At 44.1% G+C, this 23,987-nt stretch carries 21 protein-coding genes; 8 read left to right on the top strand and 13 right to left on the bottom strand.

Going from position 1 to position 23,987, the window contains the following annotated elements; genetic code table 11:
* Window positions 1–4 precede the first annotated feature (4 nt).
* From fldA to HMPREF1536_RS27595, 8 genes are all read right to left on the bottom strand, one after another.
* Window positions 5–514, bottom strand: coding sequence for a flavodoxin FldA (gene fldA, locus HMPREF1536_RS06250; RefSeq protein WP_028727256.1), 510 nt, complete (start codon window positions 512–514; stop codon window positions 5–7).
* Window positions 515–614: 100 nt separating this feature from the next.
* Window positions 615–2,894, bottom strand: coding sequence for a RelA/SpoT family protein (locus tag HMPREF1536_RS06255; protein ID WP_028727257.1), 2,280 nt, complete (start codon window positions 2,892–2,894; stop codon window positions 615–617).
* Window positions 2,895–2,986: 92 nt separating this feature from the next.
* On the bottom strand, window positions 2,987–4,513 hold the full coding sequence (locus HMPREF1536_RS06260; protein WP_028727258.1) for a lytic transglycosylase domain-containing protein: 1,527 nt from the start codon (window positions 4,511–4,513) through the stop codon (window positions 2,987–2,989).
* Window positions 4,514–4,519: 6 nt separating this feature from the next.
* Window positions 4,520–5,242 carry a DUF5683 domain-containing protein gene (locus HMPREF1536_RS06265; protein ID WP_028727259.1) on the bottom strand — a complete coding sequence of 241 codons (723 nt, stop codon included), beginning with the start codon at window positions 5,240–5,242 and terminating at the stop codon, window positions 4,520–4,522.
* A 21-nt stretch (window positions 5,243–5,263) separates the two neighbouring features.
* On the bottom strand, window positions 5,264–6,148 hold the full coding sequence (locus tag HMPREF1536_RS06270) for a ParB/RepB/Spo0J family partition protein (protein WP_028727260.1): 885 nt from the start codon (window positions 6,146–6,148) through the stop codon (window positions 5,264–5,266).
* Window positions 6,149–6,156: 8 nt separating this feature from the next.
* On the bottom strand, window positions 6,157–6,921 hold the full coding sequence (locus tag HMPREF1536_RS06275; RefSeq protein WP_028727261.1) for a ParA family protein: 765 nt from the start codon (window positions 6,919–6,921) through the stop codon (window positions 6,157–6,159).
* 425 nt (window positions 6,922–7,346) lie between these two features.
* Window positions 7,347–7,790 carry an IS200/IS605 family transposase gene (gene tnpA / locus HMPREF1536_RS06280; protein ID WP_028727262.1) on the bottom strand — a complete coding sequence of 148 codons (444 nt, stop codon included), beginning with the start codon at window positions 7,788–7,790 and terminating at the stop codon, window positions 7,347–7,349.
* A gap of 437 nt (window positions 7,791–8,227) precedes the next feature.
* Window positions 8,228–11,605, bottom strand: a complete 3,378-nt coding sequence (locus HMPREF1536_RS27595; RefSeq protein WP_028727263.1) for a DUF6383 domain-containing protein — start codon at window positions 11,603–11,605, stop codon at window positions 8,228–8,230.
* 1,346 nt (window positions 11,606–12,951) lie between these two features.
* On the opposite strand from HMPREF1536_RS27595, the gene surE reads away from it, so the two are divergent.
* The 6 genes from surE to HMPREF1536_RS06320 all read left to right on the top strand — a co-directional run bounded on the left by surE (window position 12,952) and on the right by HMPREF1536_RS06320 (window position 17,972).
* Window positions 12,952–13,716, top strand: a complete 765-nt coding sequence (surE, locus tag HMPREF1536_RS06295) for a 5'/3'-nucleotidase SurE (protein WP_028727087.1) — start codon at window positions 12,952–12,954, stop codon at window positions 13,714–13,716.
* Window positions 13,713–14,846, top strand: coding sequence for a lipid-A-disaccharide synthase (gene lpxB / locus HMPREF1536_RS06300; protein ID WP_028727088.1), 1,134 nt, complete (start codon window positions 13,713–13,715; stop codon window positions 14,844–14,846). The genes surE and lpxB overlap by 4 nt, the downstream gene beginning before the upstream one ends.
* An 80-nt stretch (window positions 14,847–14,926) precedes the next feature.
* On the top strand, window positions 14,927–15,670 hold the full coding sequence (locus tag HMPREF1536_RS06305) for a NigD1/NigD2 family lipoprotein (protein ID WP_028727089.1): 744 nt from the start codon (window positions 14,927–14,929) through the stop codon (window positions 15,668–15,670).
* A gap of 131 nt (window positions 15,671–15,801) precedes the next feature.
* Window positions 15,802–16,332 carry an RNA polymerase sigma factor gene (locus tag HMPREF1536_RS06310; protein ID WP_028727090.1) on the top strand — a complete coding sequence of 177 codons (531 nt, stop codon included), beginning with the start codon at window positions 15,802–15,804 and terminating at the stop codon, window positions 16,330–16,332.
* 1 nt (window position 16,333) lies between these two features.
* Entirely contained in the window at window positions 16,334–16,879 is a 546-nt protein-coding gene (locus HMPREF1536_RS06315) for a hypothetical protein (protein ID WP_028727091.1), read from the top strand.
* Window positions 16,880–16,892: 13 nt separating this feature from the next.
* Entirely contained in the window at window positions 16,893–17,972 is a 1,080-nt protein-coding gene (locus HMPREF1536_RS06320; RefSeq protein ID WP_028727092.1) for a hypothetical protein, read from the top strand.
* A 71-nt stretch (window positions 17,973–18,043) separates the two neighbouring features.
* Here the strand turns inward: HMPREF1536_RS06320 and HMPREF1536_RS06325 are convergent, their stop codons facing one another.
* The 5 genes from HMPREF1536_RS06325 to HMPREF1536_RS06345 form a co-directional block, all read right to left on the bottom strand.
* Window positions 18,044–18,418: a hypothetical protein gene (locus tag HMPREF1536_RS06325; RefSeq protein WP_028727093.1), complete on the bottom strand. Its 375-nt coding sequence runs from the start codon at window positions 18,416–18,418 to the stop codon at window positions 18,044–18,046.
* On the bottom strand, window positions 18,415–18,978 hold the full coding sequence (locus HMPREF1536_RS06330) for an RNA polymerase sigma factor (protein WP_028727094.1): 564 nt from the start codon (window positions 18,976–18,978) through the stop codon (window positions 18,415–18,417). Before HMPREF1536_RS06330 ends, HMPREF1536_RS06325 begins: the two co-directional genes overlap by 4 nt.
* A gap of 10 nt (window positions 18,979–18,988) precedes the next feature.
* Entirely contained in the window at window positions 18,989–19,363 is a 375-nt protein-coding gene (locus tag HMPREF1536_RS06335; RefSeq protein ID WP_028727095.1) for a DUF6249 domain-containing protein, read from the bottom strand.
* Between the two features lie 161 nt (window positions 19,364–19,524).
* Entirely contained in the window at window positions 19,525–20,379 is an 855-nt protein-coding gene (locus tag HMPREF1536_RS06340) for a 3-keto-disaccharide hydrolase (protein ID WP_028727096.1), read from the bottom strand.
* Window positions 20,380–20,400: 21 nt separating this feature from the next.
* Window positions 20,401–21,891: a Gfo/Idh/MocA family protein gene (locus HMPREF1536_RS06345; RefSeq protein ID WP_028727097.1), complete on the bottom strand. Its 1,491-nt coding sequence runs from the start codon at window positions 21,889–21,891 to the stop codon at window positions 20,401–20,403.
* Window positions 21,892–22,178: 287 nt separating this feature from the next.
* On the opposite strand from HMPREF1536_RS06345, the gene HMPREF1536_RS06350 reads away from it, so the two are divergent.
* A complete protein-coding gene (locus HMPREF1536_RS06350) occupies window positions 22,179–22,406 on the top strand; it encodes a DUF4492 domain-containing protein (protein WP_028727098.1) in 228 nt (75 codons plus the stop codon).
* 11 nt (window positions 22,407–22,417) lie between these two features.
* Window positions 22,418–23,983, top strand: a complete 1,566-nt coding sequence (locus HMPREF1536_RS06355) for a cytochrome ubiquinol oxidase subunit I (protein ID WP_028727099.1) — start codon at window positions 22,418–22,420, stop codon at window positions 23,981–23,983.
* The last annotated feature ends 4 nt before the right edge of the window (window positions 23,984–23,987 follow it).

The following is a 23,987-nucleotide window of genomic DNA, read 5'->3' on the forward strand; positions in this document are numbered from 1 at the left end:
ATAATTATTCCAACCCTTCTTTCTTTAAAGAGTCGATCCACTGGTCGAGACGCGCGTTGGTCTGATCGTCTTCATTCAGTTCATCCAAAGGAAGTCCGACGAACTGGCCATCGATAACGGCTGTAGAGTCATCGTAGGTGTAGCCGTCTGTCGGCACGGATCCGATAAAGCGGCATCCTGTTCCCTGAAGGTCTGTATAGATTATACCGATCGCGTCACAGAATGTGTCGGCGAAAGAGGAAGAATCGCCGCAACCGAAAATAGCGACTGTCTTACCTGTCAGATCCAGTTTCTTGATCTTTGCCAGGAAATCGTACCAGTCGTCCTGCAAGTCGCCTGCTCCCCAGGTAGAGCTACCCAGTATCAGCACTTCATAAGAAGCCATATCCGCAGGGGAAGCCTTGGCCACATCATACAGATGAGCGTCTTCCACACCTAGTTTCTGAGCGATACGTTTTGCTACACTTTCAGTTGTGCCGGTTGAAGAACCGTAAAAGATACCTATTGTCTTCATTTCTTTTTTTATTTAAATTGATGAAGACAAAGGTCTGATATCCCGGCTACAAAGGCAATACCTATATATATGTATTTTGCAGGCTGAAAATACCTACTGACTAATCGGCTACACGTCCTACCGACTTAATATTCTTGTTTTTAGAAAGCGTCACGCACATCTTCTGAATGTCTTCCACATCATGTACTTTCATCTTGATCTTCCCTTCGAACACTCCGTCTTTGGCTTCGATAAGGAGACGCATAATGTTGACATTGAATTCGTCGGCAATCGTCTTGGTGATCGTGGTCAGTACACCGATCGAGTCGATACCTTTCACCTCGAGGGTTGCTTCGAAAGAAGCATTTTTATGGCTACTCCATTCCGTATTCAGAATACGCTCGCCAAAGCTGCTCTTCAGACGCATGGCGATCGGGCAGGAACGTTTATGCACAACGACATTGCCGTCGTCGTTGATAAAGCCCAACGCATCGTCACCCGGAATTGGCTTGCAGCATTCGGCAATCACATAGTTACGCTCGAAAGCCTCTTCACGCAGGATATACGGTTTCGACTTATCATATTTGACTTTACCTTTTTCCTCCGGCTTTTCTTCTTCCTGCTTCTTGGAGCCGACGCCCAATGCCTGTTTTACATATTTGAACAGGACGTTATCGGTCTTTTCCTTCAGCAACTTCTTAATGTTTTCAGGCAGAACGACATCCCCTTTCTCCACAGCATAATAGAACTCTTCCCGTTTGGAAAAGCCGAAATAGATACACAGTTTATCCAGGTTGGAAGTACTAGCTTCCATATCCGACCGCTTGAAAGCAGCGATCACCTTCTCCTCTCCCAGCTTAGCCGCATCCTTACGGGCACGCTTCAACACGGCATCGATCTTGGCCCGCGCCTTTGCTGTCGTAACAAAGTTAAGCCATTCCGGTTGCGGTTCCTGCGAGCGGGAAGTCAGTATCTCAACCTGGTCGCCACTTGCCAGCGGATGACTAAGCGGTACCAGACGGTGGTTGACTTTCGCTCCGATACATTTATTTCCTATATTGGTATGCAGGGCATAGGCAAAGTCGAGTGCTGTCGCGCCCTGCGGAAGTGTCTTGATATCCCCTTTCGGTGTAAAGACGAAGATTTCCGAAGTAAACAGGTTCAGTTTGATCGTATCCAGGAAGTCCAGAGCATTCGGATCAGGGCTTTCGAGGATTTCCGTAATAGTCTGAAGCCATTTATCCAGCTCGGTATCTTCTTCTACGCTATGCTCCTTGTATTTCCAATGAGCGGCAAAACCTTTCTCGGCTATATCGTCCATACGGCGGCTGCGAATCTGTATTTCCACCCATTGCCCGTCAGGCCCCATGACAGTAAGATGCAATGCCTGATAACCATTGGCTTTCGGACGGCTTACCCAGTCGCGGATACGATCCGGACGGATACGGTAAATATCCGTTATGGCTGAATAGATATCCCAACACATATTCTTCTCATCCACACCCGGCAGCGGGTCGAAGATGATACGGACAGCATATAGGTCATAGATGTCTTCGAAAGTAATCCCTTTACTTTCCATCTTGTTCCAGATAGAGTAAGCAGACTTTACACGGGCTTTCATTTCATAATGCAAGCCCATTTCCTTCAGCTTCTTATCAACGGGGACAGCAAAATGGTCGAACAACTTGTTGCGGTTTTCTTCCGTTGCCTGCAACTTTTGCTCGATAAATTCGTATTCATGGGGATGTTCATATTTGAAGCTCAGGTCTTCCAGTTCCGTCTTGATCGTGAAAAGACCCAGACGATGTGCCAGCGGGGCATAAAGATAGAGAGTTTCACCGGCAATCTTGAACTGCTTGGCTGGAAGCATGGAGCCTAAAGTACGCATATTATGCAGACGGTCGGCTATCTTGATCAGGATCACCCGGATATCATCACTCATGGTGAGCAATAACTTACGGAAGTTTTCTGCCTGCGCAGATGCCTGTTCCCCGAATATTCCTCCGGAAATCTTGGTAAGCCCGTCTACGATCTGAGCGATCTTCGGGCCGAACATATCGCTGATATCCTGTACGGTATATTCGGTATCTTCCACAACGTCATGAAGGAGTGCGGAACAGATAGAGGTCGACCCCAGTCCCATTTCACGGCAAACGATCCGTGCCACTGCAATAGGATGCATGATATAGGGTTCGCCGGAACGGCGTTTTACTCCCGCATGAGCCTGGTTGGCGAAGTTGAACGCTTTGGTGATACGCTCGATCTTTCGTCGATGGTTTGAATTCAGGTAATCCTGCAACAGTTCATTAAACCCATCCTGGATCATTTTCTCATCTGCCGACATAGCCGGTAACATGTCACCGGCTTCCTTTGTGTCTTTTGTGTCTATCGTATCGTTCATGGTTACAACCTCTTCTTTTTATACAACGTCTGTAACCACAAATATACAAATATTCGTCAAAAATCAACAAGGAAGCCAGGAAAATAGCAAGTTTATCCTACAGGAATCTTTAAAACCTGTCCCGGACGGATATTTGCGTTGGGCAATCCATTCGCCTTCTGGATCAATGTGGCCGTCACTCCCGGATACTTTTTGGATATGGTATACAGGGAATCTCCCGACTTCACGCGATAAGAGATAAAGCCATTGCTCTGCTTTTCAACGATTTCGGATGAAGATGTCGTCTTTGCAACCGTTTTCGATTTTGTAGCGGAAGCAAAAGTAACCCCGCCGTTATCCACATACAGGGTCAACCGTCGTCCACTGGCCAGTTTATTTGATCTCAGACCGTTCCAGGAACGAACTTCTTTCGGTGTCACTCCATAGCGGTCGGAAATGGTATAGATATTCTCACCCGAAGCTACACGATGCGTAATCTTTTCACGGTTGGAAGAACTTCCTTTATCCGTATCAGTCGTATTATACGCCAGGCAACCGGACAGAAGATCTTCAGCACGATGGGTATATATCGTATCTTCCTTGTCTATGAAAGCATACGTCTGATTAACCGGAAGTTTTAGTACGGAAGGTTCCGCATTTCCGGGAATGATATCGCGTTTGTATTGCGGGTTCAGGGCGCGTACCTGTTCAATATCCATTTGAAGCACTTCAGCCACTTGCTCCAGATGCAATGCTTTTGTTACCACCACCGTATCCGTAGCCAACGGCATGCTGGTTTGCATCGGGCAGATATTATGATCGCAATAATAATTCATAATGTAATTGGCTGCGATAAAAAGAGGCACATACGAACGGGTTTCCTTCGGGAGATAAGGGAAGATATCCCAGAAATCAGTTTTTCCACCCGAACGGCGTATTGCTTTATTCACATTACCCGGGCCACAATTGTAGGAAGCCAGCACCAGGTTCCAGTCGCCATAAATGGCATACATATCTTTAAAGTAACGGCAGGCAGCATGGGTCGCCTTCACCGGATCACGGCGTTCGTCGACCAGGCTGTTGATCTCCAGTCCGTAAATCTTTCCGGTCGGAAGCATGAACTGCCACAGGCCGCAGGCACCGACACGCGAGAGAGCGACCGGATTAAGGGCACTTTCCACAATGGCCAGATACTTTAGTTCGATAGGCAGATCGTGTTCATCGAGCACCTGCTCGATGATCGGGAAATAAAAATCCGCCATACCCAGCATATATCGTACGAGGTTACGGCGGCGGTCGGCATATAAATCGATACAATCGCGTACTACCTTATTATAAGGTAAAGAAATAACGCGCGGCAATCTTTCCAGACGTTCCCGGTAGACAGAGTCGGGGAAGTATACATTAGCATCATCGTCATGGCAATATTCGTCTCTCTTGGAGAAATATTGAACGTGCCACGAGCGAAGCAGGCTGTCGACATCAGCATCCAGACTTTCAGGGATCAGGCCCACATCGACCGATAATGAGTCGGCAGAAAGGTTCGAATACTGAGGTTCTTCATTGTCAGTCAATGTTTCCTGTGCACGGGCAACAGTAAAAAGACAACAGAGACAGAGTAATGTTAGTAAGTATTTCATGTGTTATCAGAATTTTATACTGCAATTCAGGCCATACGACCGTTCGCTGAAACTGGTCTTCGGGGTTACCGCAGGCTCTATCCGCATACTCAGGTCGGGAGAGATATCAAAATCGAACAACTGTGCATCCACATACGCATCGATCATACAGATAGCATAAACGCCAGCTGTAATAATGATACTCAAATCCCTGTACCGACGGAAATAGTCCTTACGGCTCTTTATATTATCCTGCAACCGTGTATTGGTTATAAACTCCGACGGCTCACGCCCGTTCTTCTTGGCAATATCCACCCACGACTTACTCCAGGCATCCGGATTGTCCTTGTTATGATCCACATCATACATCAAATCCAGATAAGCTGTCGAATAATCCTTATAGTTACGATTGTTCCAGGTCACCGCATAGATACATCCCATAAAACCGCCATACACGATCGGCAACTTCCAGTATGCCCTGTTGTAGATCTGTCCCAAGCCCGGCAGGATGGCAGAAAAAAGAACTGCCTTTGTCGGATTCGGTTTGAACGGCTTCATGTCTATCTCCTTGAACTTGGGTTGCGGCACCGAGTCGGCAGCCTGAAGCACAGCCTGCACTGTCGAATCGGGTGGTGCCACCACTACCGTATCAGCATCGAGTATTACTGCCTGCCCCTGTGCTTTCGTATACAAGGATATCCCGGCAAGTATTACCAGAAGGCATAGTATCCTGCTTATTTTTAATCTCATCCTCACGAATCTACCGTCCACTTATTTCAACTTATCCAACAGGCCGATCAGCCTTTCCAGTTCTTCTTCCGAGGTAAAAGGGATCGTGATACGTCCTTTTCCCTTCTCGTTGCATGCCAATTGTACCTTTGTATTGAAAAAGCGGGACAAATGATCCTTCAGCAGATTAAATTCCTGGGGAAGCATCGGTTGGCGTCCGGCTGTTTTCTCTTTCTTCTCCGGTGCAACAGCTTCCGCCCCGTTTCGTACGATCTCTTCCACATTCCGTACGGAGAGGCCTTCCGCCAGTATCTGTTCATACAAGGCCAACTGCACTTCCGGATCTTCTACCGGCAGCAGGGCACGTGCATGTCCCATATCGATCTTTTTATCTTTCAAACCCATCTGTATCTCTGCCGGAAGTTTCAACAGGCGGAGATAGTTGGCGATAGTAGCGCGTTTCTTCCCCACCCGTTCGCTGAGCTTTTCCTGGGTCAGGCCGTAGCTGTCTATCAACTTCTGATAAGCCAATGCAATTTCTATCGAGTTAAGGTCTTCGCGCTGTATATTCTCGATCAGCGCCATTTCGACTACATTCTCGTCGGCCGCCGTCTTGATATAGGCAGGAATCTGCTCCAAACCGGCCATCAGGGAAGCCCGGTAACGGCGTTCACCGGAGATGATCATATACTTCTCCGTACCGATCTCTTTCAGGGTTATCGGTTGGATAACACCCAGGGAGCGGATAGAAGTAGCCAGTTCTTCCAGTGCTTCTTCCTCAAATATAGAACGGGGTTGATCAGGGTTGGGCTGAATCTTGCTCAATGCTATCTCACTGATAGAAGACGAACCTCCGGTTTTAAGGTCGTCCATCGTGATCAAAGCATCCAATCCACGGCCAAGTGCCGATCTTTTCATTACTGCCATAATTGTTATTATTTATTTTTGTCTATCAGCTCTTGCGCAAGCTGCATGTGATTTAGTGCTCCTTTCGACTCGGCATCGTAAAGTATTACGGGTTTGCCGTAGCTGGAAGCTTCGCTCAATTTCACATTACGCTGAATAACGGTCGTGAAAACAAGGTCGCGGAACGGTCGTTTCACTTCTTCGTAAATCTGGTTAGCCAGTCGGAGACGCGAATCGTACATCGTCAGCAGGAATCCTTCGATTTCCAGGGCCGGGTTCAGCTTCGATTTAATAATCTTTATCGTATTCAACAGTTTACTGATACCTTCCAGTGCAAAATACTCGCATTGAACAGGGATCATTACCGAATCGGCTGCGGTCAGTGCGTTAACTGTGATCAGCCCCAAGGAAGGAGAACAGTCGATGAGGATAAAATCATACATATCCTTCAGGGGAACAAGCATCTGTTTGAGTATCTGCTCCCGGTTCTCCATGTTCAGCATTTCAATTTCCGCTCCTACCAGGTCGATATGTGACGGGATAATATCCAGCCCTTCCACCTCGGTCGGGATAATGGCTCCTTTCGGATCGTCTCCGTTCACCAGACATTCGTAGATGGATAGTTCGACACTCCGAATATCCACGCCCAGTCCGGAAGAGGCATTTGCCTGCGGATCTGCATCAACAACCAGCACTTTCTTCTCAAGGGCAGCGAGGGATGCAGCCAGATTTATCGTGGTTGTTGTTTTACCAACTCCACCTTTCTGATTTGCTAAAGCGATAATCTTTCCCATACTTCGTCTTTTAATTCAGTGGCAAAACTAAACATTAAAAACCTAACGAAATCAGGTTTAAGCAAAACAATGCTCGTTTTGTTGAAAAGTCGCCCTAACTGTTGATAACTTGCAAATATAAACAGAATATTTAATAACTTGTTTCAAATGAGGAGTATGTGATAGTTTTTTGGTAAATTATAACATCCTTATAAAAGTATTAAAGTCAAGGATAATGGTGTGATTGCGGATTTTGTGGTGCATAACTTCAGGCATATGGTCGTCTACTTTATGGTCTTAGATACACAGTGGTCTTTTATGATCTTAACAAAGCCAATACACCTTGTCTTTTAGAACTTTAGATATATAGCACTCTTTATGGCTTCAGCCTGATTTCAATTGCCGTCGGTTTTAACCGACGGTCCACAAAAACTCTCAAATTGGCTTTAGCCAAATTTCTCTTTATCTTTTCCCTGAAAATTATATTTCACCATAAATTCCTTATACTCAACATCAAAACTCTTCCTTTTATGATGTTCTTCCTGATTATGTATATATCTCCTAACAATATCAACCTGACTTTCACCAATCGATACAGCAAAATAATCATCTTGCCATTGTAAAGTATTCCAGCCTTTCTTATTAAACCAAAAAGAAGATTCTCCTTTTATCAACTGAATTATTTTCGCTATATTTTGCATTCCACCTAAAGAGATCAAACAATGAACATGTTCTTTATCTCCTCCGATTGTGTCAATATAGATTCCTTTATTATAAGAGTGTATTCTGATGTGTTCGAATAATTGAATTCGATAATCTTTGTTTACTAATTGAGGCTCACGATTCTTCGTGCTCCACACACAATGGATCATCATTCTAATATATGTCATAGTCTTATGGTGTTAGTTATTCTTACAAAGATCATCAATTAATATATTATAAACAATAATTTATCTAGAAAACTTTGGCTAAAGCCACTGCACATACATCAAACTAACCGTCGGTTAAAACCGACGGCAATTGAGATCAGGCTAAAGCCATAAAGATTGCCATATATCTAAAGCCATAAAATACAATGCCTATAAAGATTATTATAAAAACATCCAAACTAACGAAGCCCCGAAAAGATAATCCTTCCGGGGCTTGTTTTTTTTATCTGCTTTCCTCCTTCGCAGGGGTACTCGACAGATGAACTTTATTTTATTACTTAATATTTTGTCATTTCACCTGTTCACCTGTCGCAGGTTACTTAATGGCTCTCCCGAAGGAGAACCATTGCATGAAAGACTATTTTTGATTATAAATTTCTTTTATAAATAAGTCGTTATTACTTAACGATTGCTTTAACAGCAGCTTCACCTTCTACAGCTACAACAACTACACCAGCAGGAGCAGCGATTTCAGCCTTATCAGAAGAGATTACTGTGTTAGCAACTGTCTGACCAAGAACGTTACTGATAGTAACTTTCTTACCCTGTGCACCAGAGATGATTACTGCACCGTCTTTAGCGATTACAGATACTTCAGAAGCAGTTACACCTTCGTTAGCAGTCGGAGTACGAGTTTCGTCTTCGTTCATGTTGAATACTTCAGCCTGTTCGATATCACTAACAACAACAACCAAACCGTTCAACCATTTCAGATAACCTGTACCGACTTCTTCAGCATAGTCACCATTTTCATTGTAAGCCTTGCGACCAGTTTCAATAACATATGAACCAGCTTCCTGATCTACATAGCGGAATGCAAACTTAGCAATGCTGTGAGAATAGTCGCTACGATCCATCGGTAACACATTGTATGTTCCGTTCGGACGTTTCAGATACAAAGTGTCGTGTGTATGGTAGCCTTCTACAAAGCCTAACTTAGCCCATTGTTCACCATCTTCTTCATTGATGAATTTGTTATCATGCAAATGAGTTTCAGCATAAACATTAGCAGAGTCCATCAAGTTAACCAGGAAGCGACCAGTTGTTGTGTCAGCTTTGTGTACTGGATGATCTTCAATTTCACATTTGATTTCAGAATCCCAATGTTTAGCTTCTACAGCTAACAGATATTCCCAACGGTTGTTGTTACCACGGTTTACATAAGCAGTATCTACATACAAAGCAGGATTGATTGTCGGGAACTGAACGGCATTTGCAATACTCAGGAATTCACCCTTTTCAAACAGAACCTGTGCTTCGTTTACACTTGATTCACGATAAATCTTGATAGTGTCAGCCATAGCTACCTTACGGTATTCAGGAGCATCTTTCTTAACGATAGTGAATAAGTCGTTTTCTGTCTGGTTGTACATATCTGTATTGTTCAGGATACCTTTTGTAGCACCATCACCGCTGTACATTTTTTCTACAGAAACATTTTCCCAATCAATAGCATCTGCTGTATTTGTATTCACTGCAGTTTCGTCTTTCAACGGAATCAGATTATACAAATCTTCTCCTACCACTTTAACAGCAAAGATATTTGCGTCTGCTGGATCCAGATTTCCTTGTTTTACACCAAATTCACCTGTTGCATAACGATTAGAAGGAGCAGCTTCATAGTTCATATATTCTTTATTTGCAGCATTCTGGAAAGAATATGCTAACATTTTCAAGATTACTGTACCTTCATCATCAGCATCTTTTGTTTCTTTGTAATCATCACCATCATAGTAACCTAAGATACTCTTAACCTGAATTGTATCAGGACGATATTCAACTCTGTCACCCAGGTTGTTCAAACCTTCATACATATAAGTTGCAACATTCCATTCTGTAGCTTTATCTTTCTTTGTATCCAAACCAATCTGATGATTATCGTTATGGTTTTCTACGAAGTAAGCAACATTATCGAATACAGAAGAGGCAGCGCCCAGATAATATTTCTGATCTCTCAAGTCATCAGCATTCAATCTCAAATAACCATCAGCTTCTGTGTAAGAAGTTGTAGCTTTGAATTCGATTGTATCATTTTTAGCAGAACCATCAAGAACAGCAAATACATTTGCTTTGCTAGTAGTATATAACTGTGCAACCGGATATGATTTTGTAATAGACGGTCTTTCACGGTTTGTTAAAATCAGATTACCACCAGTATATGTGATAGCCCACTGAGTTTCAGGATAACCAACCAAAGCTTCAGATGCTTTTACATATTCTGCAGCAGGAGTTTCATCCAAGCCAAGAACTGTCTTATAGTTGTCAGAATAAGCAGCTTTTGTATTCTTATTTGTCACTGTGAAGAATGACGGAGTGCTTGTTAATAACTTCTTAACGTCGATAGTATTGAATTTACCAATCTTGATTGTGATAGCATTCAAGAACGCATCAGTAGAAGCCTCTGCAGACAGTGTAGGAACACCTTTCAAATCAACAGAACCTAATTTATAAGAAGCAGCATTACCTTTAGTTGCAGCACTAATTGAAGCGACCGGTTGATTTACACCCGGAACAAAGTCATCAGATGCATTAATAGTAAAGTTATATGCATATCTGCCTGAGATTTCAGCTTTAGCATCATTCAATGCATTAGCTAAAACTTTAGGAGCAATAGCTTTTACAGCATATTTTGTTTCAGTACCAGCAGCATATTTATCATTCAGGTCAATAACGATAATGTTTCCATCTTCGTTCTGAAGCATAAATGGGGTACCATTTTCAGCTTTAACAGTTGCTAAAACTTTACCAGCAGTACCATCGTTAAATGTAACAGTCTTCAACAATCCATCAAACGGATTATTTGCCAATGCTTTATCCTTTTTGTCACCATCAACAAATTTCTTAATGCTAGCTTCAAAACCTGCACCAGTGATAGATGTTAATTGCTCGCCTGTTAAAGATTGACCGGCAGCACGAACAGCACCAAGGCTAACAGCATTAATACCAGTTACTGCAGCACTCAAATCTACATCTTCAAAGTCATCTACTTTCCAAGGACTATTTTTATCAGTTCTATTTACATCTATTGTAATAAAAGCAGCACCTGCTGAAGGAATCAAATATTTACCAGTAGCCTTGTTTTTTAGCTTTGCTGTACCTGTATTATCACCATTGTCAATAATATCTAAACTCCAAAACATATCCTGCTCAGCTGTATAAGTTTCAGATGTTGCAGTTCCATCAGCAGCGCCAGTCAAAACATTTCCACTTGCCGGATCCATCAATACATAAAAAGAAGAAGAAAGATCTGTTGCTACATCTAAAGGCCTATAAACTTTCAACGTATTTACAGCAACAAGTTTAGCTCCTGCAATCTTTCCATTTACATCTGCCTGAACAGAAAATACATTCGAAGCATAGTTTACAGAACCAGCAGAAGCATTTTTAATTGAAACTTCTTCTCCTGATGAAGCTATAGTAAAAGCTTCAATAGCACTACTTGTACCAAAAGCAACAAATGCATCATTTGTCGAAGCAAAAGCCAGCTTATTAGCACCCGAAGCAATTCCATATGTGCCAGATCCAGTAAGAGTAACCTTATTAGCAGGGGTTGCATCGGCTAAAGATGTACGAACCAACCCCGTAGCACCTGCACCAACAGAAATAACATAACCATCAGATGTTACAATGTAAAAATCAGTTGCAGATGGAGACGCCTCCGCTGCAGCACTGTAGTCTCCGGTAACATACACCAACTTCGCAAACAAGTCCGTAGGAGTAATCAGAGCACCGGCTAGCAGGGCGCCGGCCACAAGTGTAGAAAACTTTTTGTTCATAATTCTAAAATTTAATATTAATACTAAAGTGTAATAAGTTCTTATTCAATACGATCGCTCATTTATGTACTTTTATTCCCTCTGACTAGCGAAAACGATCGTTTAATCTCGTCACTGGTTTACCGTTCGTCCTCTAAAAATGCGTTTTCATACAAACTATGCTATTCAATTGATAAGAAAGCAGATACCAATGAAAAAAAAGAAGTGAAAAGAATTGCGGAAATGAAACAAATGCGTACTTTTGTAGACGAGAATAAACGATCGTTTTTTCTCGTCATCCCCCTGCTCCTCCTCATTCACATTCAACAAACAAATCTTCGGATAAAACAACATTATATATATTATGTACGCGTGTACATTAATATAAGGCATCATATACACCCCGAATTACGGTTTCTTATGCGTCACCTTCAGCTCTGCTTTCCCCTCCTTTTTCCCCTTAAATACCTAAGTTCTTACATTAGGAAAGCTAAAACCGAAACACCTTACAATTTAGGGTCATCTTCATAACTTTTATAAAAGAAAGGCATAGATTACATATACGTAAGGCATGCCTTTCTTTTTTGTAATAATAGCCTTACATATATGTAATCTATACCTTACTAATTTCAATCTACTGACCTTTCCACTTAATTATCCTATGCTTTGACCTTAGATATACTGACGAAAGACCTTAAACAAGCAGACCTAAGCACCGATGGAACGGAGATAAATTTAGTTCACTAGAACAAGGCCGGAACCAGCAATACTTATCATATATGTTTTGATGAAAAGGCAGCACACTATCACTAATTTATTCAACACTATTATATTCAAAGCATATAGCAGTGATAGTTGCCGTTTTTAACTATCACTCATCTATCACATAACTATCACTATCTTATTCCGAAAGTCACTAGATGCTTACTTCTTTCCACAAAGTATACTATTAATTATCAGACACATACAGATAAATATCCTTTGAGATCCGGATCTCGATGCCCCCGACACCCGGATCATCGCATCGTCAACATGGGGGTGTAAAACAAGTCAAAACAGGGGTGTCGGCAACAAAAAGCAAGTAATCCGATGAAAAAAGCCTATATATTTGGCGTAAATATCTAAGGAGAAATAAATATATAGGTAAACAATCGCCCTTTGGGGCTTATTTGTGGGGCATAAAACAACCCTATATAGGATTTAATTAATACACAGTCAACCAAAATCAGGACGAGACACACCCACTAATTCACAACTCTATTCACAAAAGGCAGACAAGCATACCGAACGTTAGAATAAATTAAAAGCATCCGCCATCAAAAGATTATCGTTACATTTGTGGAAGTAATTATAAAAATAAGTACGCGATGAACGAGAGACCGCTTATCCTGATTACAAACGATGACGGCGTAAACGCCAAAGGAATTAAAGAGTTAATAGAATGCCTGCGCGACCTGGGAGATTTGATTGTTATGGCTCCTGATGGCCCCCGTTCGGGAATGAGCAGCGCTATCACGGCAGAGAATCCGCTCCGCTATTCATTAGTAAAGAAAGAAAAAGGACTGACTGTATACAAATGTACCGGCACTCCGGTCGACTGCGTGAAACTGGCTATCAACGAAGTACTCGACCGTAAGCCCGACCTGCTGGTTTCGGGTATCAACCACGGCGGAAATATGGCGATCAGCGTCCTTTATTCAGGGACGATGGGAGCGGCGGCCGAAGGTTGCGTGTTCGGTGTCCCTTCCCTGGGCGTCTCTTTGCTCGACCATCATGCGGATGCCGACTTTACGGAATGTTGCCGGTTGGGACGTATGGTAGCCCGCCGCGTGCTGAAAGAAGGATTGCCTACCGGTACTTATCTGAATCTGAATGTACCAAAGACAGATGCCGTAAAGGGAATGAAGATCTGCCGCCAGGCTGCCGGAAAATGGATCAAGGAATTCAAACGCTCGGAGAATGGAAGCGGACACCCTGTGTTCTGGTTGACAGGCTCTTTCGAGAATGCCAAACCGATTCATCCGGACAACGACACTCTGGCACTCGACAGCGGATACGCTTCGCTGGTTCCCTGCAAACTGGATGTGACAGATTACGATTGGATGAACAAATATAACGACTGGGGAGTATGAAATATTTTCTGATCGCAGGCGAAGCCTCCGGCGACCTACACGCGTCGAACCTGATGGCAGCATTAAAAGAGAAAGACCCGGAAGCGGATTTCCGCTTCTTCGGGGGCGACCTGATGCAAGCCGTAGGGGGCACCCTGGTAAAGCATTACAGGGAGATGGCCTTTATGGGCTTTATTCCGGTGCTGCTCAACCTGCGTACAATCCTGAATAATATGAAGACTTGCGAGGAAGATATCCGCAGATATCAGCCCGACGTAGTCATACTGATCGATTATCCGGGATTTAATCTGAAAATAGCCAAATTCGTAAAGACGGTGCTCCATCTGCCAGTCTACTATTATATCTCACCGAAGATATGGGCCTGGAAACAGTACCGTATCAAGGACTTCCGCCGTTACGTAGACCGTATGTTCTGCATCCTGCCTTTCGAGACAGAGTTTTTCCATAAGCTGAACTATTCGGTGGATTATGTGGGAAACCCTTCGGTAGACTCGGTTGCCCAGTATAAAGAAAAGCAAGCCGCCCTACCCGATACGTTTATGGCGGATGAAGGATTGCCGGACAAGCCTATCCTGGCCCTTCTTGCCGGAAGCCGCCGGCAGGAGATCAAAGACAATCTCCCGACCATGCTCGAAGTGGCCGCCTCTTATCCGGATTACCAGCCGGTTATTGCCGGAGCTCCGGGACTTGAACCAGCCTATTACAAACAGTATATCGGTAACCATCCCGCCCGTATCGTCTTTGGGAAAACTTACGACCTGTTGCAGCACAGCCGGGCTGCGTTGGTTACTTCCGGGACGGCAACGCTCGAAACCTCCCTGTTCCGTGTGCCGCAGGTGGTTTGCTATTACACGCCTGCCGGACGGCTGGCCAGCTTCATCTTCCGTAATTTCTTCCACACCAAATATATTTCGCTGGTCAACCTGATTGCCGGCCGCGAAGTCGTGCAGGAACTATTCGGTGCCCGCTTCTCCACCCGTCAAATACATGATGAACTGGGCAGGATACTGAACGATCCGGCTTATCGCAACCAGATGCTTTCCGGTTACGATGAAGTGATCCGCCTGCTCGGAAAACCGGGGGCTTCCCGCCGTACCGCCGAACTTATCTTCCAATCACTGAGACATTAACATCTTTTACCATACGTCTTTGCAGCATTTCCTGAAATTTCTCCATCTAGCTTATTAGTATGGGAATTAACAATTGTGATATGAAAGCTATGAAGACGTTGAAGACATTTTTATTGGTATTAGGTACGATATTGGTATCTTCTACTTTATATTCTTGCCTGGATGATGACGGCTACTCTCTTGATAAATTTAGTGCAGGTGTAGCAACAGTCAAACCGCTCGGTAATAATTCGTTTTATCTCCAGTGGGACGACTCTACTTCATTTTGGCCGGCAGCAGGTGTTACCACACCTGATTTCGATGTAAGTAAGGAAAGAAGAGCATTTATAAACTTTACCTTACTCGGGCCGGGCAAGGATATGAATATCGAACAGGATTACGTGATCCGCCTGAACAGGATAGATACTGTCCTTACCAAGTCGATCGCAGAAGACCTGGGAGACAGGAACGATGAATATTACGGGAAAGATCCGGTAACGATGAAATCTGTATGGATTGAAGACGGATACATCAATTTCCAGTTTGCCACTTATTTCGAATACGGAAGCAAACATTTTATGAATCTCGTAAAGATGAATGACTCCGGGCCTTACGAACTGGAATTCCGACATAATGCGAACGGTAGTACTTCCGGAGCAGAAGGTTGGGGACTGGCATCGTTCAGACTGAACAGTCTGCCGAGTACCGGTGGCGAGACAGTAACGATGAAGATCAAGTATAAAACATCCAGTGGTGATGAAACGATCGAACTGAAATATAAATCAGGTGAAGCAGCGGGGAGAGCTCCGGTGATGGGATCTGAGAATTTTCAAACGACAAATTAAACCTTCCCACATAACTTTTATTTTTATCATTTAGTTCAGGGAGAAAGACATCGTGATGATGTCTTTCTTTTTTTGTATAATTTCGTACCGGAGATGCAACGTTCGCCGTTTGCTCTCGTTTATATAAACAAATGAACGAAACTACAGAACAACTGATCGAGGGTTGCCGCAGAGGAAAGCGAAACGCGCAACTGGCCTTGTACAAACAATTCGCACAGCGATTGTACATTGCCTGCCTGCGTATCGTGGGCAACACGTCAGATGCGGAAGAGGCCATGCAGGATTCGTTCCTGAAGATTTTTACCCGTATCGACCAGTATAAAGACAATCTGTGTTTCGAAGCGTGGATGCACCGGATAGCGGTTCATACGGCTATCGATTATGTACGTCGCCAGACCCCGGAGTGGGACGAGTTGTCGGACAACTATGCCGATCCCGGATCGGACGAACCCAGCGAGGACGACATACAGTATTCGGTGAAGCAGGTGAAAGAAGCGACTGCCAAGCTACCGGCCGGTTACCGTGTGATCCTCTCTCTTTACCTCTTTGAGGGGTACGATATGGAAGAGATTGCCTCTATCCTGAATATTCAGCCGCCAAGCGTACGCAGCCAGTATCTGCGGGCAAAGCGCAAATTGTTAGAAATTATATCAGCAAACTGAGATGGACAAATTAAAGAATTTCATAGACACCAATAAAGAAGCCTTTGAAGATGACCTTCTTCCGGAAGGTCACTTCGAGCGCTTCGAAAAGAAACTGCCACCGGCTCGCAGGAACCGTTTCGGGCTGTACAGCCTGTGCGCTTTTGCTGCCGCAGCTTCCATCGCTCTGCTCTTTCTGTTCCGGTTGCCGGGTGGAACGCCTGCTCCTCTCAATCAGCAGACCACTGTACAGAAAACTTGCCAGGCGAAAACGGAAATCGACGAACTGCGCGTCTATTATAACATGCAGATGGACGATATACTGGCGAAGATGGAGACTTTATACAAGCAGGAACAGGCACCGGGTGCTGCCGGTCTTTTGCAGGAAAGCCGGAAGATACTCAAAGACAATTATATGTTTGAAGAGACGATCCTTCCTACCCTGCCCTGCTCTAATGACGCTTTATTCGCCATGAACCAGCATTACAGCACGAGTATCGAAACGCTGAACTTCATGCTGGAACAGATGGAAAGGGTGACAACAGATAATGAGAATGAGAACAAATAAATAAGAATATATCATGAATACAAAACAAACAAAGAGCCGTTCGATGCTGCTTCTGGCCATGTTGCTTATCGTCAGCACCGTTTACAGCTGGGCCGGGAAACCGGATAGGATTAAGAAGAAAGAGTACAGCCAGTCATTCAGCGTCAGCCTGAGCGACCAGTTACTGATCGACAACCGCTACGGCAACACTACCATAACTCACTGGAATAAGAATGAAGCACTTATCCGTGTCGAAATTGAAGCGAAAGCGGAAACTGAAGAGGCTGCACAAGCTACTTTGGATCGCGTACAGATCGAACTGAAGAAAAGCGGGAATACTGTTTCCGGCATCACCTCGCTTAAAGAGCAGAGATGGAGCAACAATAGCAACGAGCGTTTCACGATCAATTATTATATCAGCATTCCTTCCAAGCTGGCAATCAATCTGTCGCAGAAATATGGAAACATCAATCTGCCGGACAACAACGAGGGCAGAAGCACGATACAGGTGAAATACGGCAACCTGAATGCCGGAAGTTTCACGGAACATTTGCATGTAGAAGCTAAATACGGCAATGTAGATATTAATAATGTAGTGAATGTCGGACTTAATCTTGGTTACTGCGGAAACGTTTCGATCGGCAATGCGAAGCTCATCAATGCGGAGAACAAGTATTCGAATATGAATGTCAAGAAGTGCACGCAGATCAATGTCGAGAACAAATATGGCAACCTGAAAATAGAGAGCGCCGACAAGGCTCAGATGGATATTAAGTATAGCGAAGTTTCCTTCGGAGCTATAAACGGTGAGTTACTGGTCGGTGAACTGGCTTACAGCACATTGACAGTCAAGGAGCTATCGGCCAACTTCAAACAGGTGAAAGTGGATGCCCGCTACGGTAATCTGAACCTGAGCATACCTTCCGGCGCCTCCTTCAAGGTTTCCGCCGAGAATATGAAATATAGCAACCACAATGTAAGCGGATTCAATGTCACTAACAAATCGACAGAGGATAAAGTAAACCATTACTACGAAATCAATGGTGGCAAGAAAGGAACAATCTATTTTGACGGGAATAATTATAGCAATATAAATGTGAAGGCGTTAAAATAGAAATAGTAAACAAAAGGGCGGGTTCCAAACCCGCCCGATATCAGCAATATCAATAGTCATTTAGGTTCGATTTAAAACCGCAATGCCAATATCTTATCCAAGGTCGAATAAAATATCAACGATCCGGCAATGGCGGCAACCATCCCGATAAACGGTAATTTATCTTTAATGCTGTCCAGTATATGGCTAACGTTTCCTGTGGACTGCTGACCGAAAAGCATCAACAGTCCGGCAAAGGCTATCAGATATACAACGATTATACCAACAATCATAAAAGGCGGCATTCCCGATTTCATCTTTGCTTTCTTCACTTCCGGAACTTCCAGCGGGGCTTCCTGCATGATACGATCCATAATCAACCTGCTCAGATCCGGAGACGGTTCTGTCATTCCTTCTTTCAACAGGTTTTTCGTCAAACGGTTTATATCTCTATCCGATGTTTTCATAATACACTTACTGTTTCTTTCTTCATCATGAGCTGCAATGTTTCGTAGAAATGCTTACGTCCGCGAAACAGTTTCACTTTAATATTGGAAGCCGTCAGTTCCGTGATCTGACTGATGTCAGCAATGGAACATTCTTCCAGGTAAAAGAGATTAAGCAACAGGCTTTCGTCGGCCGGAAGCTTCTTTAATACACGGGCAATTATCTCCTTACGGTCTTCCCGTTCCAGAATAGCGGTCGCACTATCCACCTCATTCGTTGTAAGATCGGTAGCAATAGCGTCGTCGTAACTTTCAAATATAGATTGTTTCCTATGTGCCGTAATAGCCGTATTATAGACAATCTTGTAAAACCAGGTGGAGAACTTACTGCCGAACTGGAAAGATGGAAGGGCACGATACATCTTCACAAAAGCATCCTGCACGACTTCTTCTGCCTCCTCGCGATTCTCCAGTATGCGGAAAGCAATATTGAATGCCATCTGCTGATACTTCGCGACGAGGCAGGAGAAACTTTGGGTATCTCCTGCCAAAATGCTTTTTATCCACTTTTGTTCGTCCATCAATCCTGTTTTATTGTTCTTTTTCCTTTTCCATCATCTTCAGGACGATGAAGAAGTAGATCAGATAAGCTATACCGCCACCCAGAACAGTGAAGATAACGACAGAAAAACCTTCCCAGTCATTTGAAGCTGCAGACAAGCTACTGTCGAAAAAGATACCGACCATAGCGCCCAATGCCAATCCGATCATCAGTAGACCGTTGCGAAGGGCATTGAACTTATTCGTCTTTCTCTCAGGCTCTTCCAACACTATACCTTTCTCGATCATTGCCATACGCTCTTCGTGTTTTGTCCGGGTCGTTCTGATAACCAGAATCATAAGCAATAATACAGGCAGACCTACCGCACAAATAATCGCAACTAAAGGGATCAACCAATCTTCCATAATCTATTCATTTAAATGTTTCTAATTGTTTCGTTTAAGATAAGACTAACCTCCGGAAAGAAAGGTTACAGGAAAAAGAAACTTTTTTAGAAAAAAATACCCGGAAGTCGGACAAATGCCGATTCCGGGTATTATAAGTTAGTTATCCGTAGATTACAAAATTAGTCCAATACTTTGATCTTGATGTTACGGAACCAAACGTCATCGCCATGATCCTGCAAACCGATGAAACCTTCTTTGTTAGCTCCACCACAGTTCAACAGCAGTTCGTAAGCCAACGGCCATTTGTCTTTGCTGAATTTGCTCTTGTCCAGCATTTCTTTCCACTGCTGTGTCCACAAGTGATATTCAACAACCGGTTCGTCATTCTGATAGTGAACAACAGTACCTTTGTAACACATGATCTTCGATTTGTTCCATTCGCCGAACGGTTTAGAGTTCTGCGGTTTAGCCGGGATCATATCATACAGGGAAGCAGACATACGGTTGCCGTCTTTACCCAGTTTAGCATCCGGATGGTTTGCGTTATCCAATACCTGGAACTCAGGAGCAGAGATGTAAGAAGGTTGTCCTTCCACTTCCTGTATCATGATAAATACACCAGAGTTTGCACCCTTAGCCACTTTCCATTCCCATTCCAATTCGAAGTTTTTAAACTTATGAGCAAAGATCAGGTCACCACCGTCTTTTGCACCGGCTTCACCAGCTCCGGAACCTTTGATATGGATTGCGCCGTCGTTTACTTCCCATGCATTGGGAACATCTTCGCGGTCATATCCTCTCCATCCGTTCATTGTTTTACCATCAAACATAGTAATCCAACCATCGGCATCTTTCGGGAATGTAGATAAATCTACAGTCGGTAAATCCAATAATTTATATTCAGGCACAGCAGCTTCTGTCTGTGCTTCGGCTGATGCATCGGCAGCAGCGTCTTCTGTTTTCTTTCCACCGCCACAAGATGTGAAATAACACATCATCAGCGCGGCACTAGCAAATAATACTGACTTCTTCATTTTTTATGTAGTTTAAAACTGTTATCTAGGCATATCAGGCAACTTCCAACCTGCACGATAGTTGTGCTTGATCAGTTCGTTTGCAAATTGTTTTGCATTGATAGGATCAGTCCAGATCTTGTTGAATTTCGGGTCACCGTCAACAATCTTGAAGTCGTCCTTGATCAGGATCTTGATCATTTCGTCATCCTTGATGTTTGTGAACTGCATGTTAGGGCCATCCCACAGCAACTCTTTGTTCAATGTTTGCAGACGGATAGCCAATACACCCATCACAACCATTTCATTGAACGGACCTGCTTCCGAGAAATCAGATTTAGTCTTCACACGGCTGGAAGCACTTTCCTTACAAGCACGGATCCAGTCTTGTTCGTGACCACCGTTCATTGCATTCGGAACGCGACGGCATACTTTCGGAGCTGAAGCAGGAACACGTCCAGACAACAACCACGGCTGTTGACCGTAGCAACCGCAAATCAACGTATCTTTTGTACCGTGGAAAATACACAGACCACCACCAGGGCCCATCAATTGTTTTCCATCAGGGAAACCAGCAGGACGATCCGGCATCATACCGCCATCATACCAGTGAATTTCAACTTCCGGCAAGCCCAGTTTAGGCATATTGTCGCGAGCAGGGAAAGTCAGTTTTACATGCTGAGCAGTAGGAGCACAATCCTGAAGCAACAGCGTAGAAGAACCCTGTACTTTTGTAGGATAACCCAGTTTCAACGCTTTGAACGGCTGGTGAAGGATATGACAAGCCATATCGCCTAACGCACCTGTACCGTAAGCCCACCATCCGCGCCAGTTCCACGGGTGATAAATCTTATTGAAAGGACGCACTTCTGCAGGCCCTGAGAACAAATCCCAATTCAATGTAGAAGGAATTTTATCTACTTTTTCAGGAGCATTCAAACCTTGCGGCCAGATAGGACGGTCGGTAGCACATTCCACTTTTGTCACTTCTCCGATTTCACCATTCCAGATCCATTCGCAAACCAAGTCTGTACCTTCGTCTGAAGAACCCTGGTTACCCATCTGTGTTGCCACGTTATGTTCGGCAGCCAGTTTGGTAAGTAAGCGAGATTCATAAACAGAGTGAGTCAGCGGTTTCTGGCAATATACATGTTTACCCATGCTTAATGCTTCAGCCGAAATAATTGCGTGAGTATGGTCGGCGGTTGCTACCAATACAGCATCGATAGATTTACCCATTTCGTCGTACATCTTACGATAATCCCAATACTTCTTAGCATTAGGCAAACGATCGAATACAGGTTTAGCATACTTCCAATCCACGTCACAGAGAGCAACGATATTATCCGTTTTCTCCATGTTCTTCAGGTTAGCATTACCCATACCGCCGATACCTACACCGGCAATATTCAATTTATCTGTTGGAGCAACATGTCCATGACTTTTTCCTAGAACGGAACCCGGAACAATGGTCAACGCTGCAGCAGCGGCTGCGCCTCTTTGAAGAAATGATCTTCTAGTGATGTTTGACATAGTAATAATTTTTTATAGATTAGCACTTAATAATAATATTTCAATTCAAATGTCACGTCTTAAAAACACAAACTGTCGCAAATATAGCCAATGCGAAAATAACAACAAGCCGTGATTCGGGCTTTCTTTTTCAAAATAGTTTTTTTTAACAGTGCTTATAGACAATGTCTATTTTTTCATAAATATTATCTATCCGGTTAGGGGCGCAGAAAGTCGTCCTTTCTGTTATATTTGTCTAGCAGAAAACATATTTACCTTATATCTGTTATATAAATGAAGACATAAGCATGAAAAAGGAACCAATATTCATTCGAATTTACCACTTTTACCTGGAAGGATTCCGATCTATGAAGCTAGGTAAAACGCTATGGCTGATTATATTGGTCAAGCTCTTCATCATGTTTTTTATATTAAAACTGTTTTTCTTTCCTAATTATCTGGGGAAGTTCGACAGCGATTCCGAGAAACAGGAACACGTATCAGGTGAATTGATCCAACGAGCAATTACTCCTTAATTAATATAGTTATGATCGAAAGCATTGACACTTCTTTGATTGACTGGTCGAGGGCACAGTTCGCTCTCACGGCCATGTATCACTGGCTTTTTGTACCCCTGACTTTAGGGCTTGGCGTGATCCAGGCAATACTGGAAACGATTTATTACAAAACAGGTGACGAATTCTGGAAAAAGACAGCTCAGTTCTGGATGAAGCTGTTTGGTATTAACTTCGCGATCGGTGTAGCCACCGGCCTTATACTCGAATTTGAGTTCGGAACGAACTGGTCGAATTACAGCTGGTTCGTCGGTGATATTTTCGGAGCGCCACTGGCCATCGAAGGTATCCTTGCTTTCTTTATGGAAGCGACTTTTATCGCAGTCATGTTTTTCGGTTGGGATAAAGTGAGCAAACGCTTCCACCTGGCTTCTACCTGGCTGACCATCGTCGGGGCCACCTTGTCCGCTCTCTGGATCCTGATTGCCAATGCATGGATGCAGTATCCGGTGGGCATGGAGTTCAATCCGGATACCGTTCGCAACGAGATGTTCGACTTCTGGGCCGTTGCCTTATCGCCGGTAGCCATCAACAAATTCTTCCATACCGTGTTATCCGGCTGGATCGTAGGTGCATTGTTCGTAATAGGTATCAGCAGCTGGTATCTGTTGAAAAAGCGGGAAACACGTTTTGCGCTGGAAAGCATTAAGATCGGAGCCATCTTCGGACTGGTCGCTTCCCTGCTGATCCTTTGGACGGGTGACGGTTCCGCTTACCAGGTTGCTCAGAAACAACCGATGAAACTTGCCGCGATGGAAGGGCTTTATGAAGGAGGAAACGGTGTCGGGCTGGTCGGTATCGGCATGTTGAACCCGGCAAAGACCAGCTATAACGATAATGTAGAACCATTCATCTTCAACATACAGATCCCGAAGATGCTGTCGCTGCTGGCTGAACGCAAAGTGGACGGCTATGTACCGGGTATCACGAACCTGATCGAAGGCGGTTATACTACCGCAGACGGTACGCCTGCCCTATCGGCAGCCGAAAAGATCGCCAAAGGCCAACTGGCTATCCAGTCACTGGCGAACTACCGCAAGGCAGTGAAAGAAAAAGACGAAGTTGCCGCCAAACAATACCGGGCGACGCTCGACGAAAACTTCCCTTACTTCGGTTACGGATACATAAAAGATCCGGGCGAACTGGTTCCCCACGTAGGAATGACATTTTACTCGTTCCGTATTATGGTTATCCTGGGCGGATACTTTATCCTGCTCTTTATCGTTGCCCTTATCTGGAGCAAAAAAGATAAGTTCAAAGATACCCGCTGGCTCCAATGGGTTTGTCTCTGGTCGATACCGCTCGGTTATATAGCCGGACAAGCGGGATGGGTGGTTGCCGAAGTAGGCCGTCAGCCCTGGGCCATACAAGACATACTCCCGACCAGTGCTTCTATCTCGAAGCTGGCTACCTCGTCGGTTCAGACGACGTTCTTCCTCTTCCTGATCCTCTTCACGGTCTTGCTGATCGCTGAAGTCGGGATTATGGTGAAAGCGATCAAGAAAGGCCCTGCCGTATCTACTAACAATGATAACTAAAAAT

The organism is Parabacteroides gordonii MS-1 = DSM 23371 (genome assembly GCF_000969825.1).
GTDB lineage: Bacteria > Bacteroidota > Bacteroidia > Bacteroidales > Tannerellaceae > Parabacteroides > Parabacteroides gordonii.

Coding starts and splice junctions, on each gene's coding strand:
- HMPREF1536_RS06310 (WP_028727090.1), top strand. CDS start 15,802: ATGAACGAAACTACAGAACAACTGATCGAGGGTTGCCGCAGAGGAAAG.
- HMPREF1536_RS27595 (WP_028727263.1), bottom strand. CDS start 11,605: ATGAACAAAAAGTTTTCTACACTTGTGGCCGGCGCCCTGCTAGCCGGT.
- HMPREF1536_RS06305 (WP_028727089.1), top strand. CDS start 14,927: ATGAAAGCTATGAAGACGTTGAAGACATTTTTATTGGTATTAGGTACG.
- HMPREF1536_RS06270 (WP_028727260.1), bottom strand. CDS start 6,148: ATGGCAGTAATGAAAAGATCGGCACTTGGCCGTGGATTGGATGCTTTG.
- HMPREF1536_RS06345 (WP_028727097.1), bottom strand. CDS start 21,891: ATGTCAAACATCACTAGAAGATCATTTCTTCAAAGAGGCGCAGCCGCT.
- HMPREF1536_RS06255 (WP_028727257.1), bottom strand. CDS start 2,894: ATGAACGATACGATAGACACAAAAGACACAAAGGAAGCCGGTGACATG.
- surE (WP_028727087.1), top strand. CDS start 12,952: ATGAACGAGAGACCGCTTATCCTGATTACAAACGATGACGGCGTAAAC.
- HMPREF1536_RS06325 (WP_028727093.1), bottom strand. CDS start 18,418: ATGAAAACATCGGATAGAGATATAAACCGTTTGACGAAAAACCTGTTG.
- HMPREF1536_RS06335 (WP_028727095.1), bottom strand. CDS start 19,363: ATGGAAGATTGGTTGATCCCTTTAGTTGCGATTATTTGTGCGGTAGGT.
- HMPREF1536_RS06275 (WP_028727261.1), bottom strand. CDS start 6,921: ATGGGAAAGATTATCGCTTTAGCAAATCAGAAAGGTGGAGTTGGTAAA.
- HMPREF1536_RS06265 (WP_028727259.1), bottom strand. CDS start 5,242: ATGAGATTAAAAATAAGCAGGATACTATGCCTTCTGGTAATACTTGCC.
- lpxB (WP_028727088.1), top strand. CDS start 13,713: ATGAAATATTTTCTGATCGCAGGCGAAGCCTCCGGCGACCTACACGCG.
- tnpA (WP_028727262.1), bottom strand. CDS start 7,790: ATGACATATATTAGAATGATGATCCATTGTGTGTGGAGCACGAAGAAT.
- HMPREF1536_RS06260 (WP_028727258.1), bottom strand. CDS start 4,513: ATGAAATACTTACTAACATTACTCTGTCTCTGTTGTCTTTTTACTGTT.
- HMPREF1536_RS06350 (WP_028727098.1), top strand. CDS start 22,179: ATGAAAAAGGAACCAATATTCATTCGAATTTACCACTTTTACCTGGAA.
- HMPREF1536_RS06330 (WP_028727094.1), bottom strand. CDS start 18,978: ATGGACGAACAAAAGTGGATAAAAAGCATTTTGGCAGGAGATACCCAA.
- fldA (WP_028727256.1), bottom strand. CDS start 514: ATGAAGACAATAGGTATCTTTTACGGTTCTTCAACCGGCACAACTGAA.
- HMPREF1536_RS06315 (WP_028727091.1), top strand. CDS start 16,334: ATGGACAAATTAAAGAATTTCATAGACACCAATAAAGAAGCCTTTGAA.
- HMPREF1536_RS06340 (WP_028727096.1), bottom strand. CDS start 20,379: ATGAAGAAGTCAGTATTATTTGCTAGTGCCGCGCTGATGATGTGTTAT.
- HMPREF1536_RS06320 (WP_028727092.1), top strand. CDS start 16,893: ATGAATACAAAACAAACAAAGAGCCGTTCGATGCTGCTTCTGGCCATG.
- HMPREF1536_RS06355 (WP_028727099.1), top strand. CDS start 22,418: ATGATCGAAAGCATTGACACTTCTTTGATTGACTGGTCGAGGGCACAG.